Source organism: Duganella sp. Dugasp56 (assembly GCF_047304105.1).
Taxonomy (GTDB): domain Bacteria; phylum Pseudomonadota; class Gammaproteobacteria; order Burkholderiales; family Burkholderiaceae_D; genus Rugamonas; species Rugamonas hordei.
Window position 1 is genome coordinate 72439 of the sequence record NZ_JBGLYQ010000004.1, and the last position, 12020, is coordinate 84458.

The 12020-nt window shown below is 64.7% G+C and carries 10 protein-coding genes; 5 read left to right on the forward strand and 5 right to left on the reverse strand.

What is annotated here, in order from left to right; all coding sequences use genetic code 11:
* Positions 1-67: 67 nt before the first annotated feature.
* From ACCD07_RS03490 to ACCD07_RS03500, 3 genes are all read left to right on the forward strand, one after another.
* Complete coding sequence (locus tag ACCD07_RS03490) at positions 68-628, forward strand: thymidine kinase (RefSeq protein ID WP_176650329.1); 561 nt, start codon at positions 68-70, stop codon at positions 626-628.
* Between the two features lie 24 nt (positions 629-652).
* Positions 653-1579 (forward strand): hypothetical protein, encoded by a 927-nt coding sequence (locus ACCD07_RS03495; RefSeq protein WP_413446519.1) that lies wholly within the window; start codon positions 653-655, stop codon positions 1577-1579.
* Between the two features lie 125 nt (positions 1580-1704).
* On the forward strand, positions 1705-3786 hold the full coding sequence (locus ACCD07_RS03500) for a carbohydrate-binding protein (RefSeq protein ID WP_413446520.1): 2082 nt from the start codon (positions 1705-1707) through the stop codon (positions 3784-3786).
* On the opposite strand, the gene ACCD07_RS03505 is transcribed toward ACCD07_RS03500, so the two are convergent.
* Entirely contained in the window at positions 3758-5143 is a 1386-nt protein-coding gene (locus tag ACCD07_RS03505) for an MFS transporter (RefSeq protein WP_353397865.1), read from the reverse strand. The genes ACCD07_RS03500 and ACCD07_RS03505 overlap by 29 nt on opposite strands.
* 125 nt (positions 5144-5268) lie before the next feature.
* Here ACCD07_RS03505 and ACCD07_RS03510 point away from each other — a divergent pair, with 125 nt between their 5' ends.
* Positions 5269-5811, forward strand: a complete 543-nt coding sequence (locus ACCD07_RS03510; RefSeq protein WP_176650334.1) for a hypothetical protein — start codon at positions 5269-5271, stop codon at positions 5809-5811.
* Here the strand turns inward: ACCD07_RS03510 and ACCD07_RS03515 are convergent.
* The 4 genes from ACCD07_RS03515 to ACCD07_RS03530 all read right to left on the reverse strand — a co-directional run bounded on the left by ACCD07_RS03515 (position 5808) and on the right by ACCD07_RS03530 (position 9317).
* Positions 5808-6245 carry a copper chaperone PCu(A)C gene (locus tag ACCD07_RS03515; RefSeq protein WP_176650335.1) on the reverse strand — a complete coding sequence of 146 codons (438 nt, stop codon included), beginning with the start codon at positions 6243-6245 and terminating at the stop codon, positions 5808-5810. The two genes, ACCD07_RS03510 and ACCD07_RS03515, sit on opposite strands and share 4 nt — an antisense overlap.
* Positions 6242-6856: an SCO family protein gene (locus tag ACCD07_RS03520; RefSeq protein WP_176650336.1), complete on the reverse strand. Its 615-nt coding sequence runs from the start codon at positions 6854-6856 to the stop codon at positions 6242-6244. The genes ACCD07_RS03515 and ACCD07_RS03520 overlap by 4 nt, the downstream gene beginning before the upstream one ends.
* 83 nt (positions 6857-6939) lie before the next feature.
* A complete protein-coding gene (locus ACCD07_RS03525) occupies positions 6940-7302 on the reverse strand; it encodes a DUF2946 family protein (protein ID WP_413446521.1) in 363 nt (120 codons plus the stop codon).
* Between the two features lie 44 nt (positions 7303-7346).
* Positions 7347-9317 carry a Cache 3/Cache 2 fusion domain-containing protein gene (locus tag ACCD07_RS03530; RefSeq protein WP_413446522.1) on the reverse strand — a complete coding sequence of 657 codons (1971 nt, stop codon included), beginning with the start codon at positions 9315-9317 and terminating at the stop codon, positions 7347-7349.
* Positions 9318-9685: 368 nt separating this feature from the next.
* Here ACCD07_RS03530 and ACCD07_RS03535 point away from each other — a divergent pair, with 368 nt between their 5' ends.
* Complete coding sequence (locus ACCD07_RS03535; RefSeq protein ID WP_413446523.1) at positions 9686-11944, forward strand: carboxy terminal-processing peptidase; 2259 nt, start codon at positions 9686-9688, stop codon at positions 11942-11944.
* The last annotated feature ends 76 nt before the right edge of the window (positions 11945-12020 follow it).

Below are 12020 nucleotides of genomic sequence, written 5' to 3' on the forward strand. Positions count from 1 at the left end.
CGCTCTTTTGCCGCGCCACGGTTTATAATCGCGCACTTCAGACGGCACATAACATCCGAAGGCTGCAGTGGCAAAACTCTATTTCCGATATTCCGCGATGAACGCGGGCAAGTCCACCGCCATGCTGCAGGTGGCGCACAACTATGAAGAGCAGGGCCAGAAAGTGCGGCTGTTCACGGCCGCCATCGACAACCGCTATGGCGTCGGCCAGGTCACGTCGCGGCTGGGCCCGCAGCGCCAGACCGAAGTGTTCGACGCCGCCACCAATTTCCTCGACAAGATCGATGAAAAGATCGCCTGCCTGCTGATCGACGAGGCGCAGTTCCTCAGCACGGCGCAGGTGCAGCAGCTGCACCAGCTGGCGCAGGTGCGCGGCATCCCGGTGATCACCTACGGCCTGCGCACCGACTTCCGCGGCGAGCCGTTCCCCGGCTCGGCCTATCTGCTGGCGCTGTCCGACGATATCGAGGAACTGAAGAACATCTGCAGCTGCGGCAAGAAGGCGACGATGAACATCCGCGTCGACCAGGACGGCAAGCGCATGAAAGAGGGCGAGCAGATCAGCATTGGCGGCAACGAGAGCTACCGCCAGGCCTGCGGCCGCTGCTTCTACACCGACAGCCACTAACCACTAACCTGGGGAGCATGTTCGATGCCGTTGTCCGTCACCGATGTGCCCGCGCTGGATAACCGGCACGTCAAGACCAGCACCGACGACGTGCTGCTCGACCGCGTGGTGCCGGGCGAGATGCTGGTCATCGCGTTCGGCTTCGTGTCGTGGGAGTCGCGGCCGGAATTCGATTTCTATGGACGGCTGAAAAAGCTGGAGCAAAACAGCGGGCGCCACCTCAACAAGATCCTGGTGCGCGATTCCGGCAACGCCTGGTACCACCGCAAGATAGATGGCCTGGGCACGCATCCCGATGAAACGGCCGCCGGCCTGCGCGCGCTGGTCCAGGCGATCGCGCCCAGCAAGGTGATCACCATCGGCCAGTCGATGGGGGCGTATGCCGCCATCATGTACGGCCAACTGCTCGGCGCGCAGCAGATCATCGCCTTCGGCCCCTTGTCCTTCCTCGACGTGCAACAGGCGCAGCTCTACCACGAGCGGCGCTGGCTGGCGGTGATGCGCGACCTGGCGCAGGATCCGCCGCCGTCCGGCTATTACGACCTGGCCGAACTGCGCCGGGCGAAGGAGGGCGCGCGGCCCGAGCTGCACATCGCTTTCGGCACCAAGCCCGACGGCGTCAACGCCACCGAGTCGGTCAACCTCGACGCCATGCACGCGCATCGGCTGGCCGCCGGCGGCAACTGCACGCTGTATCCGTTCCCATATTCCGGCCATACGGTGGTCCAGCACCTGATCGACACCAGGCGCATCAACGCGCTGCTGGCCAGGCTGATCGCCGGCATCGACATCGCGTCGGAGGCGATGGAGGTCACGCCTGACTGGCACGGCTGGATCGCGGAAAATCTCCAGCTCGGCGGCGCGCCGGAGGAGCTGGTCGAGACCCTGCGGCATCACGGCTTTTCGCTGGAAAGCAGCCTTGCCGCGGTGACGCGCCTGTCTGGTTCGTAATTTGTGGTGTTCCGTGTTTGTTTGATGTTATAGTTTTTATGCAGATTTGGTAACGTTTCCATTCTATTGTGGAAGCGCTTCCACAAACTGTAGAGCGGTTCTTCATCACAAAAAACGGAGACTACATGAAGACGAAACTGCATCAACGCATCACATCCATGATGGCGCTGGCCGGACTGGCGGTTGCCGGCACCGGCTATGCGCAAACCGTCTTGCCGGGCAAGATAGAGGCGGAAAGCTACACCAGCATGAGCGGCGTCGCGCTGGAGGCGACCACCGACGCCGGCGGCGGCAGCGACGTCGGCTGGATCGACGCCAACGACACCATGACCTACAGCATCAACCCCAGCAGCGCCGGCTGGTACACCGTGCAGTATCGCGTGGCTTCGGCCGGTGGCGGCGGCCAGGTCGTGCTGACCCAGAACGGCAAGGCGATCGGCGAAACTACGGCGCTGCCCAGCACCGGCGGCTGGCAGACCTGGACCACCGTCAGCTCGCATGTGTTCCTGACCGCCGGCGTGCAAAACCTGACGGTGCAGGCCCGCACGGGCGGCTTCAACCTGAACTGGATACAGTTTACGCCTGAGACCACCGGCGTGACCTTGCCGGCGATCCGCCAGAACGGCAAGTACTGGGTCGACACCGCCGGCAACCGCGTCAACCTGCGCGGCGTCAACCTGGGTAACTGGCTGGCGCTGGAGATGTGGATGATGAACTCCAACCTGTCCAACAACGGCGCCGGCATCGGCGACCAGTGCCACCTCGAGACTGCGCTCAGCGGGCGCTTCGGCGCGGCGGAAAAAGAGCGGCTGATGTCGGCCTATCGCGACAGCTGGATCACCAGCCGCGACTTCGACCTGATGAAGGGCATGGGCATGAACGTGGTGCGCGTGCCGTTCCTGTACAGCCTGGTGGAAGACGACGCCAATCCGTACACGCTGCGGCCCGACGCGTGGAAATACCTGGACTTCGCCATCAACGAAGCCGAGAAGCGCGGCATGTACGTGATCCTCGACCTGCACGGCGCGGTCGGCGGCCAGGCCGCCGCCAGCGAACAGCACGACGGCTGCGTCGGGGCGGCGCAGATGTGGACCAACAACACCTATCGCGACCGCACCAAATGGCTGTGGGACATGATCGCCAGCCGCTACAAGAACCGCACCTCGGTGGCGGCCTACGACCTGCTGAACGAGCCGTGGGGCACGGACGCCACCACCTTGGCCAACTTCGCCTATGAACTGTTCAACGTGGTGCGGGCCAAGGATCCTTCGCACGTGATCCTGCTGCCGGGCCACAACTCAGGCATCGACGCCTACGGCAACCCGAACACGCGCGGCCTGACCAACGTGGCGTTCTGGATGCACTTCTACCCAGGCCTGTGGGGATGGAATGAAGTGCAGGGCGCCACCGCGCAGGCCAATATGCACGCCAACTGGCTGCACTGCAACACCAGCGGCACCGGCGAAACCTGCGACTGGAACAACAAGCTGACCGGCCTGGCCACGCCGTTCCTGATCGGCGAATTCCAGCCGTGGACGCTGACCGGCAGCTACGGCGGCCAGATCACGCGCAAGACCTACGACATCTACAATATGTACGGCTGGGCCGCGACCAACTGGGCCTACAAGACGGTCAGCTACGGCGGTTCCAACGGCGATACCAGTTCGTGGGGCTGGGGCATGGTCACCAACAGCAGCAACGGCGGCGGCTTCGGCGGGTTGGACGTGGGCAGCGCCACCAACGCCGCCATCGAGAGCTATTTCCGCGGCTTCGGCACGCAGCCGCTGGTGCGTAATGAAAGCATCGCCTACTGGATGAACTGGAAGGCCGAGGCCGGCCAGCGCATCGAGGCGGAAATGTTCAACAACCACAGCGGCATGCGCATGGAAACCACCACCGATGCCGGCGGCGGCTTCAACGTCAGCAACGTCGACACCAACGACTGGATGAGCTATCCGATCAACGTGCCGAAGACTGGCTGGTACAACTTGCAGTTTCGCGTCGCCAGCCCGAACAACGGCGGCCAGCTGGTGCTGAGCAAGAACGCCACCGACCTGGTGGCGCTGACGGTGCCCAACACCGGCGGCTGGCAGAACTGGACCACCATCACCGGCACCGTCTACCTGACGGCCGGCCAGCAGGACCTGGCGATCTTCGTGCGCGCGGGCGGCTGGAACATCAACTGGTGGTCGATGACGGCGCAATAGCGTCCGCCGCGCCGGTGTTGCCGATCTTGCGCAGCACCGGCGTCTTGAATTCGAAGCGCTTGATTTCGCCGACCATCAGCACGTAGCACAGCACGGTGACGGCGGCGTTGGCGCCGACGAACACCAGCGCGCCGGCGAACGAGCCGGTTTCCTGCAGGATGTAGCCGATGACGATGGGCGTGGTGATGCCGGCGGTGTTGCCGAAGGTGTTGAACAGCGCGCCGCTCATGCCGCCCGCTTCCTTGGGCGAGGTGTCCGCCACCACCGCCCAGCCCAGCGCGCCGACGCCCTTGCCGAAGAAGGCCAGCGACATCACCAGCACCACCAGCCAGTCCGCGTCGACGTAGTTACAGACGATCATCGACATCGCCAGCAGCATGCCGCCGACGATGGGCGTCTTGCGCGCCATCGACAGCGACTTGCCGGACTTGATCATGCGGTCCGAGATCACCCCGCCCAGCACGCCGCCGAGGAAGCCCGCCACCGCCGGCAGCGCGGCGACGAAGCCGGCTTTCAGTATCGTCATGTGGCGCTCGGTCACCAGGTAGACCGGGAACCAGGTCAGGAAGAAGTAGGTCAGCGTGTTGATGCAGTACTGGCCGATGTAGACGCCCAGCAGCATGCGGTTGCCCAGCAGCTGGCGGATGCAGGACCAGGTGTCGAGCTCGGTGGTGGCGGCGACCTTGTTCTTGCTTTCCAGGTCCACCAGCGCGCCACCCGCCTCGATATAGGCCAGCTCGGCAGCATTGATCCGCGGATGATCCTTCGGCCCGTAGACGGTCTTGCGCCACACCAGCGACATGACGATGCCCAGCGCGCCCATCACATAAAACACGCTTTGCCAGCCGAAACTGTGCACCAGCCAGCCCATCAGCGGCGCGAACAGCACGGTGGCGAAGTATTGGGCCGAGTTGAAGATGGCGGCCGCCGTGCCGCGCTCGGCGGTCGGGAACCAGGCCGAAGCCAGGCGGCTGTTGCCGGGGAAGGAGGGCGCCTCCGCCGCGCCGATCAGCAGGCGCAGCGTGAACAGTGTGGCGACGGCGGCCGCGCCGGTGAGGAAGCCCACCGTGCCCATCAGCATGGTGAAGGTGGACCACAGGAAGATGCTGAAGAAATACGTGACCTTGGAGCCGAAGCGGTCCAGCAGCCAGCCGCCCGGCAGTTGCGCCAGCACGTAGGACCAGGCAAAGGCCGAGAACACAAAGCCCATCTGCACCGGCGACAGGCCGAGCAGCTTTTTCAGTTCCGGCCCGGCGATCGCGATGGTGGCCCGGTCCGCGTAGTTGATGGTGGTGACGGCGAACAGGATGGCCAGGATCAGCCAGCGGACGCGGCTGGCGGCGGGTTGTGGGGTCATGCGGTCTCCTTGCACTACTTGGTTATGATGGCCTATCATAGCTCAGATGTATGACATCGTACAACTGTGTTCTGGGGTGGCAGAGTCAAATTGACGGCGCGCGGCCGCCGTGCGACGATGCGGCCATGAGCAGCCTGTTTGAATGTAGTACGCTCGCGCCCGCGTGGCTGTGCCACCATCGCGACATCTTGCTGTACCTGGCGCCGTCGCTGTTGCTGGCGCTGCTGATCCGCGCCTTGTCGGCCCGCCATCCCTTCTTTTTCCTGTTCACGCTGGCCGGCACGGTGTGCCATGAATTGGCGCATTTCGTCGCCGGCTTGCTGACCGGCGCCCGGCCGGCCGCCTTCACCGTCATTCCGCGCCGCGTCGGGCAGGGCTGGGAACTGGGCTCGGTGCGGCTGACCCGGGTGCGCTGGTACAACGCGGCGCCGTCCGCGCTGGCGCCGTTCGTGGTCGTGGTGCTGCCGTTTGTGGTGGCCTGGTGGCGCACCCGCGCCGGCCTGCATTTCCAGTGGATCGACGTCGCCCTGGCGTTTGCCGTTGCGCCGCAGTTCCTGGCGTGCTGGCCGTCCACGGTCGACTGGAAAATTTCGCTGCGCTCGTGGCCTTACCTGCTGATCGCCGGCCTGGCGTGGTGGGCGATCGCACAGTGGGCGCCGTGGACTTAATGGTGTCCGGCCGCCGCGTTCAGCGGCCGCACCGGCGCCTCGACGGTGATGCTGCTGCGCACGTGGTTGGCGTCCTCAAGCTCCAGCGTTAGCGGCACCTTGTCGCCGTCCTGCATCACCTGCTTCAATTCCAGCAGCATCAGGTGATAGCCGCCCGGCATCAGCGTGACCGCCTGGCCGGCCGGCAGCGGCAAGCCGTCGATCTGGCGCATGCGCATGATGTCGTCGACCATTTTCATCTCGTGCACCTCGACCGCGCCGGCCAGCGGCGAACTGGCGCCGACCAGGCGGCCGCCGCCGGACGAGGTCAGCGTCATGAAGGCGCCGGTGGCGTGTTGCTGCGGCACGGTGGCGCGCACCCACGGCTGGCTGACGGTCACCTGGGCGAAGGCGGGCAGGGCTGCGGCGAGCAGCAGCGTGAAGAATTTTTTCATTGGAACAGTCCTTTCAGGAAGCTGGTGGATTTTGCGGGCTGCATCAGCAGTTTCAGGTCGGCCGCGCATTGCTGGGCGGTTTGCTCGTGCTTGAAGGCGAGACGGATCTTGCCGGCGGCGTCGATCGCGTAGGTGATGGCGGTGTGATCCATCGTGTACGAACTGCCGCTGGGCACCTTGCGGTAAAAGATCTTGAAGTCTTTGGCGGCCTGGGCGGTTTGCCGGGCGTCGCCGCGCAGGCCGACGAAGCGGGGATCGAAGGCGCGCATGTATTCGGCCAGCAGCGCGGCGGTGTCGCGTTCGGGATCGACGGTGATGAACAGCACTTGCAGCTGGTCGCCATCGGCACCCAGCAGGCGCTTGATCTCGACCGCGCGCGACAACGCGGTCGGGCAGACGTCCGGGCATTGCGTGAAGCCGAAGAACAGCAGCACGTATTTGCCGCGGTAGTCGCGCAGCGAGACGGACTTGCCGCTGCTGTCGGACAGGCGGAAGTCCGGGCCGATGCTGCTGCCGGTGATGTCGATGCCGGTGTATGCCGGCGCGGCACGGGCAGCATGGGCGGCCAGCGGCAATGCCGCCAGCGCGGCGAGTAGGGTACGGCGATGCATAAATGATCCTGTCGATGAAATCCATGGGCGCACGCCGGCGGCGCCGGGATGGCGCGGCCAGTGGGTGCGAAGTCTCGGGAGTGTCAGGACAGGGCGGGCGGCCCGCGTGGCGCGGCGGCGGGCCAGATGTGCAGCGGGGAAGGCGACTGATAATGCAGTGGCGGATAGCGGTCATGGCCGGCCAGCATCATGACCAGTCCGCGCGCGGCGGGCGGCGGCGCGGCGCCGTCAGTGTGGATGGCGCACAGCACGCAATGCTTGATCGCGTGCGTGGCCGGAGGCGCCTGCTTCGACGGCGCAGCGCTGACGCTGCAAATCTCCAGCGCCAGCGGATCGCGCGACAAGTGCGCCATCGCGTGGCCGATCGCCGGCGCAAGCAGGTTCAGCAGGATCGCGATGCAAACGATCAGGCTGCAGCTGCGCCGGTGCCGGAGAAATTTAACCATGCGCAAATTATAAAGCAGAACCGACCCGGGTTTTTTACCGAGTATTAGCGGAGCTTGAACACGCGTACCACTTGTTCCAGGTCGGCGGCCTGGTCCTGCAGCGCGTGGGCCGCTGCGGCGGCTTCTTCCACCAGCGCGGCGTTTTGCTGCGTCACCTGGTCCATCTGCGCGATCGCTTCGTGCACCTGGCCGATGCCGGCGCGCTGCTCTTCGCTGGCGCTGCTGATCTCGGCCATGATGTCGGTCACCCGGCGCACGCTGTCGACCACTTCGCGCATCGTCGTGCCGGCCTGTTCCACCTGCCGGCTGCCTACATCGACCTTGCTGACCGAATCGTCGATCAGCACCTTGATCTCCTTGGCCGCCGTGGCCGAACGCTGCGCCAGGTTGCGCACTTCCGACGCCACCACCGCGAAGCCGCGGCCCTGCTCGCCGGCACGGGCCGCTTCCACCGCCGCGTTCAGCGCCAGGATGTTGGTCTGGAACGCGATGCCATCGATGACCGAGATGATGTCGACGATCTTGCGCGACGACTGGTTGATCGAGCCCATGGTGTCGACCACCTGCGCCACCACCTCGCCACCCCTGGCGGCGATGCCCGACGCGGCCAGCGCCATCTGGTTGGCCTGCGCGGCGTTGTCGGCGTTTTGCCGGACGGCGCTGCTCAGCTGCTCCATCGACGCCGCCGTCTCTTCCAGGCTGGACGCCTGCTGTTCGGTGCGCGACGACAGGTCGAGGTTGCCGGCGGCGATTTCGTTGGACGCGGTGGCGATCTGCTCGGCGCCCAGGCGCACCTGGCCCACCACGTTGGACAGGTTGTTGCCGATGCCGTTGAGCGCGCGCAGCACCAGGCCGATTTCATCCTTGTGGTCGATTTCCAGATGCACGTCCAGGTCGCCCTGGGCGATGCGGGTGGCGGCCGCCTCGGCGCGGCACAGCGGCCGCGTGACGTAGGCGCGCACCAGCAGGAACAGCAGCACGGCAAACAGCAGCAGCGCGGCCACGCCCAGCATGGCGTAGCGGTTGCGCAGCTGGCCGGCCTCGTGGGTGATTTCCTCGGTGTAGGTGCCGCCGACGATCAGCCAGTTCCACGGCTTGAAGGTGTGGAACTCGACCATCTTTTCGCGCGGCGCGTCGCCGTCCTTGTCGGCCCAGTCGTAGCGCATGCTGCCTTCCCCGGCCTCGAGCATCTCCTTGATGAACGGGCGGCCGTCGCTGCTGCGGGTGTCGATGACGTTGACGCCTTCCTTGGTCGGGTGCACCAGCTCGGTCCCCTGCGCCTTGCCGGGCGCGGCGTTGACGACGTAGATATAGCCGGTCTCGCCGATCCGGATGGCCTTGATTTTTTCCTTCAGCATGGCCATGTTCTTCGAGATGTCGAGGCCGATGAACAGCACGCCGATGACCTTGCCGCCGCTGTCCTTGATCGGGTCGTACTGGGTGATGTATTGCTTGCCGAACAGCGTGGCCAGGCCGATGTAGCTGCCGCCGGCGCGCAGCAGGCTGTAGCTCGGGTGCGCGTGGTCGAGCTGGGTGCCGACGGCGCGCTCGCCGTTTTCCTTCTTCAGCGACGTGCTGACGCGCACGAACTCGTCGCCGCTGGCGGCAAAGATGGTGGCGACCACGCCAGTGTCGCCGGTGAATTTGTCCGGGATGCTGAAGTCCAGGTTCAGCGTCTTGCCGTCGTGCTTGAGCGCGGGCGTGGGCTTGCCGCCGATGTCGACCGTGGTGTCCGGCTCCAGCGTGAACTTGCCGTTGGCGAAGCCGGCCGCGAACAGGCGGGCGAAGCTCGACGCCTCGTTGGTCATCGCCGCGTTGAACACCTCGACGGTATTGCTGATGCCGCCGAGCGTGCTGGCGACGTTGGCCTTGGCGCGCTCCTTCAGCATGGAAGAGGTGCTGGCGTTGATCAGCGTGAGCAATATCGCCAGGATGACGCAGAGCAGGCTCAGCGTGAAAATGGTTATCTTGCTGCCAACGCCCCAGCGGCGCGGATTCAGGGTAAAGGTTTGCATGTTTTTTTAGAGAAGGTACTGCTGATTGGGCTTGCTCTGCATCGAGCACGCTCCGGGGGCCGGGGAGCGACTGCTTCACGCTACAAAGCTACGAAACGCCTCGCGCAAGGGAGGCGTGGGGCTCTGCCGGAATACAGGGTGGCGGGGCCGTCAAAATATCAAGGCCGGAATAGTAGCACATTTTTGCTGCAAAGCAACATAAATGTGGCGGCGCCCATTTCAGTCAGCCTTAAGCCAGGGCGGCGACACTGCGTTTTACCACTGTGATTACCAGTGCCGTTCTGCGGCTGCTATCCTGTAGAATGGAATCGCAGCGCCCGGCGCTGCGACTCACCGATCAATTGAATATCACGTTTCGGAGTAAGCCGATGAAGAAGCAAATGCTGTTGGTGGCCGTCCTTGCGGCCCTGTCAGTGCAGGCCGGCGCAGCCGTGCCGGAAAAAGCGGCTGCGGACACCGTCCTCAAGCCCCAGCCGGGCCAAACCCAGGCCGCCCTGTGGGCCTCACGGGTGCTGACCAAACTGCATTACAAATCCACGCCGCTGGACGATGCCATGTCGGAGAAGATCTTCGACCGCTACTTCAAGTCGCTGGACGCCGAAAAACTGTTCTTCACCCAGGCCGACATCGACCAGTACGCCATCGTGCGCACCCGCCTGGACGACGCCATCACCGGCGAGAACCTCAGCGTACCGTTTTCCATCTACAACCAGTACCAGCAGCGCTTCAACGAGCGCATCGCCTATGCGCGCGAGCTGCTGAAGACCAAGCCCGATTTCAGCCTCGACGAAAGCTACCAGTACGACCGCGAAAAGGCCGACTGGGTCAAGAGCGAAGCGGAAATGAAGGAACTGTGGCGCAAGCGCGTCAAGAACGACTGGCTGCGCCTGAAGCTGGCCGGCAAGGACGACAAGGGCATCCGCGAAACGCTCGACAAGCGCTACGACAGCTACGTGTCGCGCTCGCGCAAGCTGACCAATGAGGACGTGTTCCAGATCTTCATGAACGCCTACGCCATGTCGATCGAGCCGCACACCAACTACCTGGGCCCGCGCGCGTCGGAAAACTTCGACATCGCCATGCGCCTGTCGCTCGAAGGCATAGGCTGCGTGCTGCAGACCCGCGAAGACTACACCGTCGTGCGCGAAGTGGTGCCGGGCAGCCCGGCCGCGCTGTCGGGCAAGATCAAGGTCGGCGACAAGATCCTCGGCGTGGCCAAGGACGACAGCTCGCCGATGACCGAAGTGCTGGGCTGGCGCATCGACGACGTCGTCGCGCTGATCCGCGGCCCGAAAGACTCGACCGTGCGGCTGGACATCCAGCCGGTCGACGCCGGCGTCGACGGCAAGCACACCACGGTCTCGCTGGTGCGCAAGAAAATCAGCATGGAAGAGCAGTCGGCCAAGAAATCCATCCTGGAAGTGAAGGACGGCACGGCCAGGCGCCGCATCGGCGTGATCTCGCTGCCGACCTTCTACCAGGACTTCGAAGCCCGCCGCAAGGGCGACAAGGACTTCAAGAGCGCGACCCGCGACGTGGCCCGCCTGCTGGGCGAGCTGAAGAAGGAAAAAGTCGACAACGTGCTGATCGACCTGCGCAACAACGGCGGCGGCTCGCTGAGCGAGGCGGTCGAGCTGACCGGCCTGTTCATCGACAAGGGCCCGGTGGTGCAGCAGCGCAACAGCGACAACAAGGTCGAAGTGGAAAGCGACGTCAACCCGGGCATGGCCTGGGACGGCCCGCTGGGCGTGCTGATCAACCGCGGTTCGGCCTCGGCCTCCGAGATCTTCGCGGCGGCGATCCAGGATTACGGCCGCGGCGTCATCATCGGCGAGCCGAGCTTCGGCAAGGGCACGGTGCAGACCATCTTCGGCCTGGACCGTTTCGCGCAGAACGACAAGGTGCATTACGGCGAACTGAAGATGACGATCGCGCAATTCTTCCGCATCAACGGCGGCACCACGCAGCTGCGCGGCGTCACGCCCGACATCAAGCTGCCGACCATGGCCGATTCGGACACCTTCGGCGAGTCGAGCTACGACAACGCCTTGCCGTGGACCTCGATCAAGCCGGCGCCGTACATCCCGACCGGCGACCTGAAGGACATCGTGCCGCTGCTCGACAAGCGGCATGAAGCGCGCGTGGCCAAGGACAAGGACTTCCAGTACCTGTCGGAAGACATCGCCCTGGTCAAGAAACAGCGCAAGGACAACCTGATCTCGCTCAACGAAACGGTGCGCCGCAAGGAGCGCGAGACCCAGGAAGCCCGCGCCAAGCTGCGCGAGGCGCGTTTGCTGTCGACCACGCTGGGCGCCGACGATCCGGTGCTGATCCCCGATCCGAAGGACGCGCTGAACAAGGCCATCTCGGCCAAGCCGGCCAACGGCAAGGCGGCGCCATCGCCGAAGGTGGCCTCGGTCAAGGGCGCGCTGCGCACCGACGACGGCCTGCAGGGCGACGAGCGCTCGCTGACGGCGGAACTGGACGCGGAAAAAGCCGCCAAGGCCGCCAAGGACGTGCTGCTCAACGAGGCGGTGCACATCCTGGCCGACGAAGTGGGGTTGCTGAAAACCGACACCCGCATGGCATCGCGCGTGCTGCCTTACGCTGCCGACATCAACAAATAAGTCTCTCAGTTAGACCCCAAGCCCCGCGCCGGTCGCGGGGCTTTTTTTTGTGTTATTCACCAATATTATGTCTGCT

Bases quoted from the DNA above. Each gene is read 5' to 3' on its own strand.
- ACCD07_RS03495 (WP_413446519.1), top strand. From the start codon at position 653: ATGCCGTTGTCCGTCACCGATGTGCCCGCGCTGGATAACCGGCACGTC.
- ACCD07_RS03500 (WP_413446520.1), top strand. From the start codon at position 1,705: ATGAAGACGAAACTGCATCAACGCATCACATCCATGATGGCGCTGGCC.
- ACCD07_RS03505 (WP_353397865.1), bottom strand. From the start codon at position 5,143: ATGACCCCACAACCCGCCGCCAGCCGCGTCCGCTGGCTGATCCTGGCC.
- ACCD07_RS03510 (WP_176650334.1), top strand. From the start codon at position 5,269: ATGAGCAGCCTGTTTGAATGTAGTACGCTCGCGCCCGCGTGGCTGTGC.
- ACCD07_RS03515 (WP_176650335.1), bottom strand. From the start codon at position 6,245: ATGAAAAAATTCTTCACGCTGCTGCTCGCCGCAGCCCTGCCCGCCTTC.
- ACCD07_RS03520 (WP_176650336.1), bottom strand. From the start codon at position 6,856: ATGCATCGCCGTACCCTACTCGCCGCGCTGGCGGCATTGCCGCTGGCC.
- ACCD07_RS03525 (WP_413446521.1), bottom strand. From the start codon at position 7,302: ATGGTTAAATTTCTCCGGCACCGGCGCAGCTGCAGCCTGATCGTTTGC.
- ACCD07_RS03530 (WP_413446522.1), bottom strand. From the start codon at position 9,317: ATGCAAACCTTTACCCTGAATCCGCGCCGCTGGGGCGTTGGCAGCAAG.
- ACCD07_RS03535 (WP_413446523.1), top strand. From the start codon at position 9,686: ATGAAGAAGCAAATGCTGTTGGTGGCCGTCCTTGCGGCCCTGTCAGTG.